We start from the raw sequence: 15674 nt of genomic DNA, 5'->3' as shown, positions 1-15674 counted from the left end.
GCCAGGCCCTGTCCGGGTGACCCGCCGACCGGGACGGTGCTCTCGGCCCTCGTCGCCCTCGTCACCACCCACTCGGGTACGGGAGCCCGGCCGGGCCGGTCTCCACGCTCTGCCGATCCCCAGGAGCGTCGTGGGCCGCCAGGAAGGCGTCGACGGCGGGCCGCCAGCCGTACCCCTCGGCCCGCTGGCGGGCGGCCGCGCGGCGAGCGGGTTCGGGCCGCGCCGTCACACGCTGGATCGCGTCGGCGAAGGACGGCCCGTCGTCGAGCGCGGTATCGCCGCCACCGCCGACCAGACCGGCGAGCGCCGAGGACGCGCTGACGACGACCGGGGTACCGCACGCGAGGGCCTCCAGGGCCGCGAGCCCGAAGGTCTCGGCCGGCCCGGGGGCGAGGGCGACATCGGCGCTCGCCTGGAGCGCCGCGAGCCGGGCGCGGTCGGCGAGATGCCCCAGGAACGCCGCGGGCAGCCGCTCAGCCCGTACCCGGGCCTCCAACCGGGCGCGCAGCGGCCCGTCGCCGGCCACGACCAGCGCCGCGTCGACACCGCGCCGACGCAGCTCCGCCAGGGTGTCCAGGGCGCGTCCCGGCCGCTTCTCCGGCGACAGACGTGAGCACAGCACGAGCAGTACGGCGGCCCGGCCGGCGCAGTGCTGCCGCAGCGCCGTGCTGCGGCAGCCCGGATGCCGGGCCGCGAGGTCGACGCCGAGCGGCGCGAGCACCACATTGCGCGCCCCGACCCTGGTGAACTCGGCCGCCGCCCACTCGGTCGTGCACACCACCCGGCTGTAGGCATGGGCCGTACGGGAGTTCAGCCGGTCCGCGGTGGACCGGGCCAGGGAGCGCGGCACTCCCCAGGTGCTCAGCACCCCGTCGACGCTCTCGTGCGAGACCATCACCGACGGCACCCTGGCCCGCCGCGCCCATTCGCCCGTCCAGCGCAGCGTCGTACGGTCGGAGACCTCCAGCCGGTCGGGCCGCAGCGCCCGGAGCAGCCTCTGGAGGCAGCGGCGGTCGGTCAGTACCCGGTAGCCGCCGGTCCCGGGCAGCACGGGTGCCGGCACGGTGATCACCCGCCCCTGCTCGGTGTGTTCGGACCGGATCCCGAGGTCCGGGAGGCCGAGTACGCCGCCCGCCTGCCCCGTGCCCCTGCCGCCCGTAGGCGGCGGCCCCGGCACGATGAGCACCGGCTCGTGCCCGGCGGCCCGGTACCCGGCCCCGAGTTCGCGCAGCGCGGTGCGCAGCCCGCCGGAGACCGGCGCGATGAAGTTGGCGATCCGTACGATGCGCAGACCGGTCCCGCCGAGCGACGGCGTCCACGGAGCCACCGCGATGTCCCGCCGAGCGCTCATGCCGCCACCGCCGTCCGGCCGGCGAGCACCTCGTCGTAGTGACCGAGGAGTTGATCGCCCACCACCTCCCAGGTGCGGTGCTCGACGGCCCTGCGGGCGGCGGCGCCGTACCGGATACGCGTCTCGGTGCTCTCCGCCAACAGCCGCACCGCGTCCCGGAAGGCCCTTCCGTCACCAGGAGTCACCAGCAGCCCGGTTCGGTCGTGGTCCACCAGATCGAGCGGGCCGCCGGCGCGCGGCGCGACGACGGGCACACCGGAGGCCATCGCCTCCTGCACGGTCTGGCAGAAGGTCTCGTAAGGACCGGTGTGCACGAAGACGTCCAACGAGGCGTGAAGACGGGCGAGTTCGTCGCCGGTGCGGCGGCCCAGGAAGCGCACCTCGGGCAGGGCGGCACGCAGACCTGCCGCGCTGGGCCCGTCGCCGATGACGACGGTCCGCACACCGGGCAGCCGCGAGGTCTCGGCCAGCAGTCGCACCTCCTTCTCGGGCGCCAGACGCCCCACATACCCCACCAGCAGCTTCCGCCCCGCGGCCAGCGAGCTGCGCAGCACCGCATCCCGCCGCCCCGGGTGGAACCGCGCGGAATCGACCCCGCGCGGCCACAGCCTGACTCGCGGCACGCCACGCTCGGTCAGCTCCCGCAGCGCGGCACCGGAGGGCGCGAGGGTGCGGTCAGCGGCGGAGTGCACAGAACGAAGGCGCCGCCACGCCGCGGCCCCACCGCCCCCGAGGTAGGTACGGGCGTAACTGCCCAGGTCCGTCTGGTAGACGGCGATCGTGGGCAGCTTGCGCCGGGCGGCCACCGCCATACCCCGCGCGCCGAGGACGAAGGGGCCGGCGAGGTGCACCAGGTCGGGCCGGTGCCCGTCGAGCGCGGCGGACAGCCGGCGCCCGGGGAGCGCGATCCGCACCTGCGGATAGCCGGGCAGCGGCATCGACGGCACCCGTACGACGGGGCACGGGCCGTCGAGATCGCCGCCGACCGGTCCTGAGCCACCGAGCGGCGCGATGACAAGCGGATCGTGGCCGCGCCGGACGAGGTGGCGGGCGGTCTCCAGGGCGCAGCGGGCGACGCCGTTGACATCGGGCGGGAAGGATTCGGTGACGATGACGACTCGCATACCGCTGTTGTCGACGCACCGTGCGTGGGCAGCACCAAAGGGATCTTTCCAACCGGATAACACCCCATGAGCGTTCCGCTCCGGGCCCGCCGCGGGCCGTCCTGCCACCGCATACCGCCCACGGGCAGCCGCTCCGGCGGTCTCGGACCCGACGACCCCGGCCACCCCGACGACTCGGCCGACCCTCCGTACGGTCCTCCGAACTGTTCGGAGGGAGGACCGCTCAGAGGGCCGTTCCGGCCCGGTCGTGACGGAGCCCGCTCATACCGCCGAGGCGTCCGGTCCGAATCTGGCGCGGACGGCCGTCTGGACCTCGGCCTCCTCGGCAGGGTCCGCGGCGAGGCGCCGGAGCTGCTCGACGACCCGGTCGTCGCCGGTCGCGGCGTGCCGGGCGGCCAGTTCGCGGGTGGTCTCCTCGCAGTCCCACAGGCATTCGACGGCGAACCCGGCCGCGAATCCCGGGTCGGCGGCGGCGAGCGCGCCAGCGGCCCGGCCACGGAGGTGGGAGGAGGAGGTCTCGCGGTAGACGTGACGCAGAACGGGGGCGGCACAGGCGACGCCGAGGCGCCCGGCCCCGTCGACGAGCTCCCAGAGCCGGTCCGCGTCCGGCCCCTCCTCGCGCACGGTCCTGCGCAGCGCGGCCAGCACCAGCTCGCTGTCGCGCTTGGCGCCGCGGCGGGCGAGCATCGCGGCCGCGGACGCACCCAGGCGATCCGCGCGCCGGGCCCAGATCCGGGCCCGCTCGACGGCGGCCACACTGCACATACGCTCGAAGGCGGCGAGCGCGGCCGAGATCAGGGCATCGCCGGAGAGCGGGTCGACGGCCACGATCTCGATCAGGTCGAGAACGTCGGGGTCACCGCGCTCGGCGAGGTGGTGGAGCGCGGCGGCCCGGGCGGCGTCCGGCCCGCCACGCGCGGCCCGCAGCAGTTCAGGACGGTTTTCGGGCCCCGCGACGGCGGACAGGCAACGTGCCGCGGCAGCGTGCCGGCGCTCTTCCGGGTGCAGGTCGAGGCCCTGCTGGGCCCACTGCAACACCTCGGTCACGCTCCAGCCGGGGCGCGGCCCACGAGGCCGCAGCTGCCGCTGCCATCGGTCGAAGGAGCCCTGCTCCCCCGCGGCGGCCAGGCGAGCGGCGTAGCGCGCGTCCTCGGCCCAGAGCCGCCAGGGCCGGGGCTCGAAGGCGTCACGTACAGCGGCGGCCAGCTCCGCCTCGCCCTCCGCCGTCTCCGGGAAGCGCGCGAGGACCGCGGGGGCCAGCGTCATCAACCCGGCGTCGTCGTCACGCAGCGCGAGCTCGTCCAGAGCCCAGCGCCAGTTGCTGCCGACCGCGGCGTAGCTGCGCAGCAGCAGTCGGGCCGCGTCCCGGCCGTAGGAGGCGAGGTGGCCCAGTACGGACAGGGCGAGTCCGGTGCGCTCCTCGCCGGTGTCGATGCGGTCGTCGGAGTGGAAGAGGTGCCGTTCGATCTCTTCGAGCCCGCCGTCGAGCTGCATGTAGAGGCGTGCGTAGTAGAGCGAGCGGTTCTCGACCTGCCAGTCGCGCCGGGGGTCACGCAGCACGCAGGTGTTGAGTTCCGCGAGCGCCTCGGCCCGCGGCGCCGCGAGGGCATGCAGGGTCCCGTCGCCGCGGCCTCGCTGAAGGAGGCCGAGGAGGGTGCCACTGGGCGCTATGTCTGGATCGAACATGAGGTCAGCATCCGGTGCGGGGGGCAGGCTGGCAACGGGATTTCCGCTGACCGGCATTCTTGCCGGTGACCGCGGGCCGTATGCGTCGTTCCCACCGTGGATCGGCGGGCATGACTGCTGTACGGCGGCCGCAGCCTAGCCTGGAAGCTGTCATTCCGCCGATTCGCCCCAGGGTTGCGCCAGGAAGGCCTGGGGCATATGCCAGCTGCACCACCGTATCGGGTAATGCCAAATCCCTTACGGACAGTCGCAGCCTGTGCAACAGTCGTTACCGGCCCTTCTGTCAGACCTGGCCCCGGCGCCGCCTGATCACGGAGTACGTCATGCCGTCCCCTCTCTTCGCGGACCATCCAGCCGACCGGCCTCCCGAGCGGGACACGGTCGAGGCACTCATCACGCAGGCCCGCCGCCTGCGCGGTGGCCTCGATGCCGTGCGCCGGGAGTCGTCGCCGGATGCCGATGTCGCCACGGCCGATCCCCAGCTGCGCTGGCAGCGGGCCCTGTGCGACCTCGCCGTCCACCACCTCGACGACCTCGGCGGGCATCTCGACCAGCTGAGAGAGGGCCTGCCCGCCGACTGCGACGAGCTCGCCGGGTACGACGACGGCACCGCCGCGCACCCCGAGCTGCCCGCCGCGCCGCCCGAGTCCGAGCCGCATGAGAGCGGCTCACTGCTGCGCCGGGTCGGCAGCGCCGAGTGGAACCTCCTCACCGACGAGGTCAGCTGGTCCGACGAGCTGTTCGCGATGTTCGGCAGGCGGCCGTCCGACGGCCCGCTGACCCTCGACGAGCTGCCGTCGCTGATCCTCGCCGAGGACCAGGAGCGGCTGGCCACGATGGTCACGGACTGTCTGGTGGACGGCCGGCCGATCGACGGTGAGTTCCGCGTCGTGCGTCCGGACTCCGACATCCGGACGGTGCACATGGTCGGCGAACCGGTGCTCGACGCCGACGGCAGTACGGCCTGCATGTGGGCCGTACTGCGGGACGTCAGCGAGCTGCGCCGCAGCCAGCAGGCGGTGCGCGAGACCGGTGACTCGCTCCAGCGCCAGCGGCAGATCGCGCAGACCGAGCGCCGCATCGCGGTGGAGCTCCAGGAGGCCGTACTCCCGCCGTGGCGTGACTCCCTGCACTTCCCGCAGGGCGGTCCGGCCGCCCTGGACCTCGCCGGCCGCTACCTCCCGTCCGGCACCAGCGCCCTGATCGGCGGCGACTGGTATGACGCCCTGCAACTCCCCGATGGTAAAACGCTGTTGAGCGTCGGCGATCTCACCGGCCACGGCGTCGCCGCCACCTCCGGGATGGCGATGGTGCTCGGCGCGCTGCGCGGGATGGCCGTCACGGGCCAGCAACCGGGGCCGCTGCTGGGCTTCCTCAATCAACTCCTGGACACCACGGCGCAGCCCGCCCTGGGCAGCGCGCTGTGCGCCCACTTCGATCCCGCCACCCGTCGGCTGGAATGGGCCCAGGCCGGGCACCCCGCGCCGCTGCTCTTCCGCGGCGGCACGGGGCGCGCGCTGGACCCGCCCGAGGGCGTCCTGCTCGGGGCGACCACTGGCGCGAGCTACGCCCAGTGCACCGAGCAGCTGGAGCCGGGCGATCTGCTCGTGTTCCACACCGATGGCCTCGTACCGCGCCGTACGCCCACCGCGGGGGCCGCCCATGAGGGTGCCGAGCGACTCCTCGCCCTCGCTCCGCGGTTCGCCGTGGCCCGCAGCGCGCAGGACAGCGTCCGCATCGTCGTCGAGGAGTTCGGCAGCACGGAGCGTGAGGACGATGCCTGTGTCCTGATCGCCAGGATCGGCGACTGACACACCACACCGCCGACTCCGGCGGCAACGCGGACAGCGGCAGAGCCGATACCGGGGGTACGGTCGGCTCCGGGAGCGCCGCGTAGCGAGGACCGGCCGGCGCTGAGCCGGCTGGGCCCGCAGATGAGTTGTCGTCAGTGCTGTCGTCGGCCGTGGTGCCGGGCCTTGGGGGCTCGAACCGCTCAGACCGAGAACTTCCGGCCGATTTCCGCCCCGAGGCCCGGCGCGAGACCGGAGCCCTTGCTCTTGGGCTTGCTCTTCTCCTTCGGCAGGACATGCTGGATCTCCTCGCGCAGGTCCTGGATCTTGGCGAAGTTCGCGTACTGCCCGGTGAGCCGGAACATCTCACGCAACCGGTCCCAGGTGCGGTGAGAGCTGTTCTCGCCGATGGACACCAACGCCAACCTGGCGTAGCGGTCGGCCTGTTCGGGGTCGTTGCCGATGAAGCACGCCGAGGCCAGGGAGATGTAGTCGAAGATCTGTGACCGCTGGCGGCCGTTCTCCCGCAGCCTGAGGGCCTGCTTGGCGTGCTGCTGGGCGATGCGGGCGGCCGACGGGTCGTGGTCGGCGAGCGTACGGAACGCCAGCGCCTGCATGCCGTGCAGATCCGCCTCGTCGAACATCTGCATCCAACTGGGCGGTGGCACATCGCCCTTGTCGGAGACGAAGAGCTCCTCCGCCTCGCCCAGGGTGCGGCGCATTGCCTGACCATGCCCCTTGGACGCCTGCGCCCAGGCTTCGATGGTGTGCAGCATGGCGCGGGTGCGCGGCAGGGTCTCCTCGCCGGAACCGGACTTGGCCAGCTTCATCAGGTCCAGAGCGTCATCGGGGCGGCCGAGGTGGACCATCTGACGGGCGGCGCGGGAGAGCGCCTCGCCGGCCCGCGGCCGGTCGCCGCCCTCGCGCGCCGCATGGGCCGCGATGATGAAGTACTTCTGGGCGGTGGGCTCCAGGCCCACGTCGTGGGACATCCAGCCGGCCAGCACCGCCAGATTCGCCGCCACCCCCCACAGCCTGCGCTGCAGATGATCGGGGTGGCGATAGGCGAGCATGCCGCCGACCTCGTTGAGCTGGCCGACGACCGCCTTGCGCTGCAGTCCGCCACCGCGGGCGGCGTCCCAGGCGCGGAACACCTCCACCGACCGCTCCAGGGCGTCGATCTCCTGCGACCCCACGGGCGCCGCCTCGTAGCGGTCGAGGCCGATCTGGTCGAGGTCCTCCAGGGAGTCGGCGGCGAACGCGTCGTGGGGTGCGACGTTCGAGGTCGGAGCCGGGTCGGTGTGCAGCCAGTCGTACATGGCGCCGGTGAGTGCGGAGCCCGCGGCGAGCGCCGCGCCCGCACCCACCAAGCCGCGTCGGTTGAGCATGAGGTCCATTCCCGTGAATTCCGTGAGGACCGCGGCGGTCCGTTCGGGTGCCCACGGCAGACCGTCCATGGCCTGCCGTTTCCCCGAGCGACCGGTTCTTGCGAACCCGAGGTCCTCGATGGTTACGACACGGCCGAGTCGCTCGGTGAAGAGGGAAGCCAGGACCTTGGGCACCGGATCGCGGGGGGTCTCCCCCATGTCGATCCAGCGCCGCACTCGCGAGGTGTCGGTCGCCAGCTGCGGATGGCCCATGGCCGCCGCATGCCGGTTGACCAGTCTTGCCAGTTCTCCCTTGGACCATCCGGCCAGGCCGAAAAGGTCCGCGAGACGGGTGTTCGGCTCCCTGTCCACGTCAAGCCCCCAGGTTCCTCGACTGAGTTGACAGTAACGGCCCGTGACGTGGGCTGCGACCATTCGCCAGGGTTCGCCAGGGTGCGCCAGATGGTCTGCCACCCGCGCCCGCGTGTTCTGTAGATGTGCAGCCCCCGGCCCGGTGGCGGGACCGCATTCCCCAGGGTGCGTGCCCTTCACAGGGACCCTGGATCGGCCTCCTGCACGGGGCCCGTTCAACGGGTTCTCACCACCGGGCCGGGAGCGCACGCAACTCGTCGGCGCACGAAGGGATCTGTCTCACCCATGTATGCAGCATCGTCCGCCGTGACCGCCCCCGTCCGGCAGTACCGCCCCCGCCCCTCCGGCAGCGGGCCGTACCTCGACCCCTCCCCTGCCGCGGGGGCGGTCACCGGTCTCGCCGGCGGCCGTGCCCGGCGGGCACAGGGGACGGGGGGCCAACCGCTCAGCGGGAGACTTGACCTGTCCGGTCCCCAGGGCGCCCAGCTGCGCGCCGCCGTCGCCTCGGTGCACCGCATCTGTCCGGAGTTCAACCCGGTCCAGGTGCTTCGCCGCAGCGGCAAATCGGTCCTCCTGGTGGGGACGACGGGCCGGAGCACCGCGGTCGCGAAGTGTTTACTGGACCAGTCCCCCGCGTGGTCGGAGAGCTTCCGGCAGGAAATAGCTGCTTACCGCGCGTTCGTCCGGCACCGTCCGCCGGTACGGGTGCCGCGGCTCGTGGCGGCCGATCCCGACAACTGCACCCTGGTCGTGGAGCGTATGCCGGGCCGGATCGCGGCCGCGGCGCGGCACCCGTCCGAAGCGCCTCCCCGCGCGGACGTACGGGCCGCGCTCGGCGCGATCTGCCGGATCAACCTCTGGCGTCCGCCGGCTGGGCTCTTCGACGCCCCGCTGGACTACGCGGGCCGCATCGGCCGCTACCACGACCTGGGGCTGCTGACCGACCGGGACCTGGGTGACCTGCAGAAGCTGCTGCACGGCCTGTCGCACACCCAGGGCCAGTTCTGCCACGGCGACGCCCTGCTGAACAACGTGCTGCTCTCCCCCGCCGGACCGGTGCTCCTGGACTGGGACAACGCCGGGTGGTATCTGCCGGGGTACGACCTGGCGACCCTGTGGTCGGTGCTGGGCGACGCTCCCGTGGCGCGCCGTCAGATCAGTCAGCTCGCCCAGGCGGCCGGTCCGGCCTCGCGGGACGCGTTCCTGGTGAATCTGATGCTGGTGCTGACCCGGGAGATCCGGCGCTACGAGACCGCGGTCCAGCGCACCATGCGCGAGCCCACGCCGACGGGAACACCGGGTCCGGGACAGCCCGGGGTGCTCGCGGCGGGCGAGGAGCAGCGGCTGCTCCTCCGCCGGCTGCACGACGACTGCCAGATGGCGCGTCGTGCGGTGAGGGCGGCGGTCGGCACGCGCTGACCGCCGAGGGGGGATTGTGAGCGGCGCACCCGTCATGGGCGCGCCGCTCACCCATGTGCGCAGGTTCTCCCGCTCCCCGTTCGTGGTCGGCGATTGGTCCATTCCACTGACGCCCCGCAGGCCCGCCGCCCGGACCGGGAAGACTCCTCGGGATACGCCCTGACATGCAAAATTCCGATCGTGTTCGATGATTGACGGATCGTCGGCGAACCGATACCCCTAAGCCCCAGAGGGGCTCTGTGTCGGGTCCCGCCCCGCACGGCCGTTTGCCTACCCATCGTCACACCGACCCGGCTCGGGCCGGCTCGAGGAGGCTGTTTTGCGAGGATCCGCCCCGAAGGACGTCAAGAGAACTCCCCGCTCCGCCCTGCGGAGGTCCGCCACCGCCGTCGCCGCCGCGGCGCTCCTGTTGCCGCTGGTCTCGGCCACGCCCTCCGAGAGTGCCGGGCAGCCTCGTCCCGATGCCTTGGACCGGGCCTTCACCGACGCCGCCGCGCGCTTCCATGTGCCGCGCAGTGTGCTGCTCGGCGTCTCCTACCTGGAGTCCCGGTGGGACAGTCACGGCGGCGCGCCCAGCGTCTCCGGGGGCTACGGCCCGATGCACCTGACGGACGCCCGCACCGCCCTGGCACGAACGCCGAGCTTCGGTGACCACGCCGAGGACGCGCGCGGCGACGGCTCACGCACCCGGCGAACGGTGCGGGCCGCGCAGGGCGCGGTGGTGCCCCGGGACCTGCCGGCGCGGCTGCGGACCCTGCTCGCGGCCGCGAAGCTGACCGGGCTGTCGGCCGAGCGGCTGCGCACGGACCCGGTGGCGAATGTGCTCGGCGGCGCCGCGCTGCTGGCCGCGGAGCAGCGCAAGCTGGGGCCGGCCCGCAGCTCCGACCCGGCCGCGTGGTACCCGGCGGTCGCCCGCTACGCCGGTGAGGACAACGCGCGGGCCGGCACCGCCTTCGCCGACGAGGTGTTCGACGTCATGCGCCGGGGCCTGGCGCGGACCACCGACACCGGACAGCGCATCACGCTGGCCGCCATGCCCTCGCTGACGGTCAGCACCCAGGAGAAACGTCTCGGCATGGGCACCGCCGCCTCGCAGCAGGCGTCGGAAGGCGGCAAGGCCCGGCCGGAGTGCCCGGCGAGTGTCGCCTGCGAGTCGGTTCCGGCGCCGTACGAGGAGTTCGGGGACGGCGACTACGGCAACCACGACAAGGCCGACCGGCCGAAGGACCAGCGTGTCGACGCGATCGTCATCCACGACACCGAGGGGTCCTGGGAGACCACGCTCAAGTTGATCAAGGACCCGGCGTATGTGTCCTGGCACTACACGATCCGGTCCGCTGACGGCCTGATCGCCCAGCACGTCCCGACCAAGGACGTCGCCTGGCACGCGGGCAACTGGTACATCAACTCGCACTCCGTCGGCATCGAGCACGAGGGTTTCCTCGCCGCGCCCGACGCCTGGTACACGGAGGCGATGTACCGCACGTCGGCGCGCCTGGTGAAGTACCTGTCGCACAAGTACGACGTGCCGCTGGACCGCCAGCACATCCTGGGCCATGACACAGTGCCCGGCACGACGACCTCGACGATCAAGGGGATGCACACCGACCCGGGCCCGTACTGGGACTGGCAGCACTACTTCTCCCTCCTGGGCAAGCCGTTCCGGTCCACCGGCAGCGCCAAGGACGGCGTGGTGACCATCCGCCCCGACTACGACCGCAACCAGCCGGTGTACACCGGCTGTGAGAAGGCCGGTGAGCCCTGCGCCCCGCATGGTTCTGCTGCGGTACGGCTGCACACCGGACCGAGCGGGAACGCACCGCTGGTGAAGGACATCGGGCTGCACCCGGACGGCGCCGACTCGACGACCGGCGTCAACGACACCGGGGCCCGTGCCACGACGGGCCAGCAGTTCGCGGTGGCGGGCCGCTCCGGCGACTGGACGGCGATCTGGTACCTCGGGCAGAAGGCGTGGTTCCACAACCCGGCCGGGCAGCCGACGGCGGTGCCCGCCAAGGGCCGGGTCATCACGCCGAAGAACGGCTCGGCGGAGATCCCGGTCTACGGCCGGGCATATCCGGAGAAGGAGGCCTATCCGGCCGGGGTGCCGGTCCAGGCCGTATCCCCGCTGCCCTACAAGCTGGCCGCGGGGCAGGAGTACGTCGTCGGTGAGCGGATGCGGGGCGAGTACTTCTACGCCCCGACGTTCGACGTCACCAAGCACGCGATCGTGCGCGGCAAGGACATGTACTACGAGATCCAGGTCGGGCACCGCGTCGGCTACGTCCGGGCAGCGGATGTCGACGTCCGGCGGGCCGGTCAGGAGTAGGCAGGAGCGGGCCCCGGTGGGGGATAAGACCTCGCGCCCGGTGGACGGCGGACCGTCCACCGGGCGCGAGGTGTGTCCGCTCCCGTACGCGCCGGGGTCAGCTCTGCTGGAAGAGCTCCGCCGGCAGCGGCTTGAGAAGGGCGTAGAGGTCGTCGGTGATCGGCCGGTCCCAGCTGGCGATGGTGACCAGCACGCCGTCGCTGCGGTCGAACTGGGCGCACGAGATCCGGCTCTCGGAGCACTTGATCCGCTTGACGATCAGCAGGTTGTCCTCGTGCATCACGGGGGTGTCCTCGGTCTCGACGACCACCACGGGCTCGTCGTTGCCGAGCGCCGCCAGCAGCTGCGCCACCTCGAAGGGCACCTGGTCATCGTCCAGCTCGCGGGCCGGGGAGCCCTCCGGCAGGTTGCCGATGACCATCGCGGGACCGCGGCCGCCGAACAGGTCGTAGCGGAGGAAGACGCCCTGGCAGCTTCCGTCGGGGGCGGGCAGCAGCCCGGCTCCGAGGTTGCCCGGCCAGTCCCCGGGGTCCATGGCGAGGACGTCGAAGTCAGGCCCGGCGGGCGTGGCTGCGCTGCGGCGGCGGAGGAAGGACATGCCGCCATCGTACGTGGCCGGACCCGGCTCGCCGCGCCGACGTCGGCATCGGCACCGGCCGGTGCGCCCCGGGCCCGGCGGGCGCCTGCGGGCGGGCGAGCGCTCTGCCGCTCACGCCCGGTCGGCGAGGGCGGTGAGCCGGCGGAGCGCATCGTGGGCCGCGTCGTGCGGAACGAAGAGGTGGTCATGGTGGAAGCCGGCGACGACGTTGCAGCTGAGCCCGGCGGCGGCGAGTTCGGTGGCCACGGCGGCGGTCAGGCCGACGGCGTCCAACGCGGAGTGCACCCGCAGCGTGATCCACGCCGCGACGTAGTCGTACGCAAGGCCGGCGCGGTCGGCCTCCTCCTGGCGGACGACAAGGGTGACGCCCTCGTGCTCGGCGACGGTGACCACCGGAGTCAGGCCCTCGGGAGCCGTGCCGGGAACGGTCGTGAAGACGTAGCGCCCTTTGTTCAGCTGGGGCCGCATGCCGCTCAGCAACAGCCGCAGATCGCTTTCACCGCTCATGGGACTCCACACCACGGGCGCCGCCCTGCCCGGACCTGCGGCGTTCGTGGTGGCGGGCCACCCGGGCGCGGTTGCCGCAGGAGGGGGCGCACCATTCCTGCCGGGCGTGCGCCTTGACGAAGTAGCGCACGCAGCGCGGTGCGGGGCAGGCCCGCAGCAGTTCGCGTTCGGGGCCCTGGAGGAAGGCGATGGCGGCGCGGGCGAGCTCGGCGGTGAGCCGGTCGGCGGCGGAGGGGCCCCCGGTCGGCCGTAGCCGCACCTGGGGCGACCCGCCCGCCGCCCAGGTGAACTCCGGCACCGTCGCGACCCGGGCCGCGGCGGCGTTCAGCCGGCCGATCGCCTCGTCCTCGGGGAGCAGTCTCCGGTCGTCGGCGCGGCTCGGCGGCCCCGGACGGACGGCGCGCGCGAACAGGGCACGGACGGCGGCGCGCAGCTCGCGCACGCCATCGAGCAGCGCCCGGTCCACGGTGTCCGGATGGGCGCCGCAGTCCAGCAAGGCGGCGCGGTCGCGCACCCACGTGGTGAGCCCGGCCGTATCGGCCAGGTCGTCGGCGACCCCGCCGTGACCGTCGTGGCGGAGGGTGACGGCGAGATCCAGTGCGAGCCGTGTGGCGGTCATGGTGCTAATGGTAACGTCGTGATCAACCATTAACACCTGAGGGGGCATCATGGCCGAGGTACGACAACTGCTGCGCGGTCTCCCGGTTTTCGGGGGTGAGCTGCCGGCGTTCGATCCACTGGACACGCCCGACGATCCGGTGGAGCTGTTCACCGCATGGCTGCTCGGCGCCATACGGGCGCAGGTGCCGGAGCCGCATGCGATGACGCTCTCGACAGCCGGTGCCGACGGCCTTCCTTCGGCCCGCACGCTGATCCTGAAGGACATCGACACGGACGGCTGGCGCTTCGCCGCTGACGCCGGCAGCACCAAGGGCCGGGAGCTGGCGGACCGCCCGTACGCCGCCCTGACCTTCTACTGGCAGCCACTGGCCCGGCAGGTACGCGTCCGCGGCCCGGTGGTGCGGGAGAGCGCGGAGCGCGCGGCCGCGGACTTCCTCGCCCGGGGCGCAGACGCGCGCGCCGAGGCGCTGCTGGGTCGGCAGAGCGAGCCCCTGGCGGATCTCGCTCAACGGGACACCGCGGTGGCCGAGTCGGCGACCCGGCTCGCGCGGGAGCCCGGTCTGGTCGCGCCCGGGTGGACGCTTTACACCGTGCAGGCCACATCGGTGGAGTTCTGGCAGGGCGCCGCCGACCGCAATCACACCAGGCTCGCCTATCGCCGCACGTCGTCGAGCTGGACCAAGGAGCTGCTGTGGCCGTGATGTCCGAGAACGACGTGCGTGACCGCATCGAGGCCGGCCATGCCCGCCTGCTCGCCCTGCTCCCGGGCCTGACGGACCAGAACGTAACCGAGCCCAGCGCACTGCCCGGCTGGTCGCGCGCCCATGTCCTCTCCCACATCGAAGGCATCGCACTGGCCATGGCCCGGCAGGCCCGCTACTCGCTGCGCGGCGAGCTGATCGAGCCGTACGACGGCGGGCGGCCGGCGCGTACCGCCGCCATCGAGGCAGGGGCGGTACGCGATGCGGCGGCGCTCCGGCGGGCCGTCGGGGACGCGCTGGCCGAGGCGGCGGCGGCCTGGTCGGCGGTCGGACCGGCCGACTGGGCACGCCCCGTGCGCTACCGCGACGGCGATCTGCGCGCGGCGTTGCTGTGCTGGTGGCGGGAGTTGGAGATTCACACGGCGGACGCCCGGCTCGGACCCGGCCCGCAGGACTGGCCGCGGCAGCTGTGCCTCCACCTCATGGATTTCCTGGCGCCTCGTGCGCCGCGGGAGTTGCACCTCGTCCTGGAGGCCACCGACGAGACGTTCTCGCGGTCGTACGGGCCCGGCACCGCGCCGACGGTCACGGTCCGCGGCCCGCTCACCGCTCTCACGGCCTGGCTGGCGGGCCGTGACCGGCACCGACCACTCGACTGCCGCCGTGCAGGCGCGGGCGCACCGCTGCCCGAGCTGCTCGACTGGCCGTAGCACCAGCGGGCCGGCCGGGCCGCCACACCCGGCCGGTCGGCCCCGCCCCACGACAGAGAGCTTCCCGATGCCGAAGAGCCGGCCCACGCCACCGTTGACGGTCAATCTCTGGAAGGCGGGGCTGTCGTCGGTGCCGCCCGAGATCTGGCGGCGCGACGACTGGGAAGTGCTGATCCTCGCCGACAACGACCTGACCGAGATCCCGGCCGTGCTCGGCCGGCTCCGCGCGCTGCACACCCTCGACCTCGGGCACAACGCCCTGCGCGCCGTACCCGACGAGATCGGCGAGCTGCACGGGCTGACGCGGTACCTCTACCTGCACGACAACCGGCTCACCCAGCTGCCCGGCGCGCTCTGCGCCCTGGACCGGCTCGGCTACCTCAATGTCGGCCACAACCCCCTCGGCCGGCTGCCCGAGACACTCGGCGCGATGGCCGGCCTCGTGGAACTCCGGGCACAGTCAGCGGAGTTGTCCTCGCTGCCGGACTCGGTGGGGCAGCTCCTCCTGGTACGGGAGCTGTGGCTCGGCGGCAACGCCCTGACGGACCTGCCGGAAGGCGTCGGCGCCCTGGGCGAACTGCGGCTCCTGGAGCTGCGGGACAACGCCCTGCCTCAGGTCCCCGAGGCACTGCGCGCGCTGCCGCTGCTGCGCCGGATCGACCTGCGGGGCAACCGGATCGAGGAGCTGCCGTCGTGGATCGGCGAGCTGCCGTCCCTGGAGAAGCTGGACCTGCGCTGGAACGCCGTGGACGACGCGTCGGAGGCGGTCGCGGCACTGCGCGAGCGGGGGTGCGTGGTGCTCACGTGAGAGCGCGGTGGCCCCGCCCCGCGGCGGCCCGGCTGGGCCCGGCCCGCCTACGTGAGGTCGAACTCGCCGTCGCGGGCGCCGACGACGAACGCGCGCCACTCGGCGGGGGCGAAGATCACCGCGGGGATCTCCGGGTTGCGGCGGTTGCGCATCGCGATGAACCCCTCGACGAAGGCGACCTCGACATCGCCCACGCCTCGGCTGCTCGACTGCCACTGGGCATGTGTCAGGTCGAGTTCGGGCCTGGGCCCGCCCACGAGCCGCTCCTCGGTCATGCTGTCGGCCACGGCC

14 protein-coding genes are annotated in these 15674 nt (G+C 73.1%); 6 read left to right on the top strand and 8 right to left on the bottom strand.

Annotated elements, in window-relative coordinates:
• Nucleotides 1-61 precede the first annotated feature (61 nt).
• The 3 genes from ACGFZW_RS29010 to ACGFZW_RS29000 all read right to left on the bottom strand — a co-directional run bounded on the left by ACGFZW_RS29010 (nucleotide 62) and on the right by ACGFZW_RS29000 (nucleotide 4161).
• Complete coding sequence (locus ACGFZW_RS29010; protein ID WP_393896199.1) at nucleotides 62-1351, bottom strand: glycosyltransferase; 1290 nt, start codon at nucleotides 1349-1351, stop codon at nucleotides 62-64.
• Nucleotides 1348-2475, bottom strand: a complete 1128-nt coding sequence (locus ACGFZW_RS29005; RefSeq protein WP_393896198.1) for a glycosyltransferase family 4 protein — start codon at nucleotides 2473-2475, stop codon at nucleotides 1348-1350. The genes ACGFZW_RS29010 and ACGFZW_RS29005 overlap by 4 nt, the downstream gene beginning before the upstream one ends.
• A 261-nt stretch (nucleotides 2476-2736) precedes the next feature.
• The gene (locus ACGFZW_RS29000; protein WP_393896197.1) at nucleotides 2737-4161 is read right to left on the bottom strand and encodes a HEAT repeat domain-containing protein; all 1425 of its coding nucleotides are present in this window, start codon (nucleotides 4159-4161) and stop codon (nucleotides 2737-2739) included.
• A gap of 323 nt (nucleotides 4162-4484) precedes the next feature.
• On the opposite strand from ACGFZW_RS29000, the gene ACGFZW_RS28995 reads away from it, so the two are divergent.
• Nucleotides 4485-5972 carry a PP2C family protein-serine/threonine phosphatase gene (locus tag ACGFZW_RS28995; RefSeq protein ID WP_393896196.1) on the top strand — a complete coding sequence of 496 codons (1488 nt, stop codon included), beginning with the start codon at nucleotides 4485-4487 and terminating at the stop codon, nucleotides 5970-5972.
• 182 nt (nucleotides 5973-6154) lie between these two features.
• On the opposite strand, the gene ACGFZW_RS28990 is transcribed toward ACGFZW_RS28995, so the two are convergent.
• Complete coding sequence (locus ACGFZW_RS28990) at nucleotides 6155-7690, bottom strand: hypothetical protein (protein ID WP_393896195.1); 1536 nt, start codon at nucleotides 7688-7690, stop codon at nucleotides 6155-6157.
• 285 nt (nucleotides 7691-7975) lie between these two features.
• Here ACGFZW_RS28990 and ACGFZW_RS28985 point away from each other — a divergent pair, with 285 nt between their 5' ends.
• Nucleotides 7976-9109, top strand: coding sequence for an aminoglycoside phosphotransferase family protein (locus ACGFZW_RS28985; protein ID WP_393896194.1), 1134 nt, complete (start codon nucleotides 7976-7978; stop codon nucleotides 9107-9109).
• A gap of 319 nt (nucleotides 9110-9428) precedes the next feature.
• Entirely contained in the window at nucleotides 9429-11438 is a 2010-nt protein-coding gene (locus tag ACGFZW_RS28980) for an N-acetylmuramoyl-L-alanine amidase (protein ID WP_393896193.1), read from the top strand.
• Nucleotides 11439-11535: 97 nt separating this feature from the next.
• On the opposite strand, the gene ACGFZW_RS28975 is transcribed toward ACGFZW_RS28980, so the two are convergent.
• The 3 genes from ACGFZW_RS28975 to ACGFZW_RS28965 form a co-directional block, all read right to left on the bottom strand.
• On the bottom strand, nucleotides 11536-12036 hold the full coding sequence (locus ACGFZW_RS28975) for a hypothetical protein (RefSeq protein ID WP_393896192.1): 501 nt from the start codon (nucleotides 12034-12036) through the stop codon (nucleotides 11536-11538).
• Between the two features lie 111 nt (nucleotides 12037-12147).
• Nucleotides 12148-12543 (bottom strand): ACT domain-containing protein, encoded by a 396-nt coding sequence (locus ACGFZW_RS28970; protein WP_393896191.1) that lies wholly within the window; start codon nucleotides 12541-12543, stop codon nucleotides 12148-12150.
• Entirely contained in the window at nucleotides 12533-13162 is a 630-nt protein-coding gene (locus ACGFZW_RS28965) for a CGNR zinc finger domain-containing protein (protein WP_393896190.1), read from the bottom strand. Before ACGFZW_RS28965 ends, ACGFZW_RS28970 begins: the two co-directional genes overlap by 11 nt.
• Before the next feature lie 49 nt (nucleotides 13163-13211).
• On the opposite strand from ACGFZW_RS28965, the gene ACGFZW_RS28960 reads away from it, so the two are divergent.
• The 3 genes from ACGFZW_RS28960 (at nucleotide 13212) to ACGFZW_RS28950 (ending at nucleotide 15383) form a co-directional block, all read left to right on the top strand.
• A complete protein-coding gene (locus tag ACGFZW_RS28960) occupies nucleotides 13212-13865 on the top strand; it encodes a pyridoxal 5'-phosphate synthase (protein ID WP_393896189.1) in 654 nt (217 codons plus the stop codon).
• The gene (locus ACGFZW_RS28955; RefSeq protein WP_393896245.1) at nucleotides 13865-14575 is read left to right on the top strand and encodes a maleylpyruvate isomerase family mycothiol-dependent enzyme; all 711 of its coding nucleotides are present in this window, start codon (nucleotides 13865-13867) and stop codon (nucleotides 14573-14575) included. The genes ACGFZW_RS28960 and ACGFZW_RS28955 overlap by 1 nt, the downstream gene beginning before the upstream one ends.
• Before the next feature lie 67 nt (nucleotides 14576-14642).
• Nucleotides 14643-15383: a leucine-rich repeat domain-containing protein gene (locus ACGFZW_RS28950; RefSeq protein ID WP_393896188.1), complete on the top strand. Its 741-nt coding sequence runs from the start codon at nucleotides 14643-14645 to the stop codon at nucleotides 15381-15383.
• Between the two features lie 47 nt (nucleotides 15384-15430).
• Here the strand turns inward: ACGFZW_RS28950 and ACGFZW_RS28945 are convergent, their stop codons facing one another.
• Nucleotides 15431-15658, bottom strand: a complete 228-nt coding sequence (locus ACGFZW_RS28945; protein WP_393896244.1) for a DUF397 domain-containing protein — start codon at nucleotides 15656-15658, stop codon at nucleotides 15431-15433.
• Nucleotides 15659-15674: the final 16 nt, after the last annotated feature.

Origin of the sequence: Streptomyces sp. NPDC048248 (genome assembly GCF_043201875.1) — a bacterium.
GTDB lineage: Bacteria > Actinomycetota > Actinomycetes > Streptomycetales > Streptomycetaceae > Streptomyces.
Note: the sequence above shows the minus strand (reverse complement) of the source record. Positions and strands in the feature narration are given on the sequence as shown.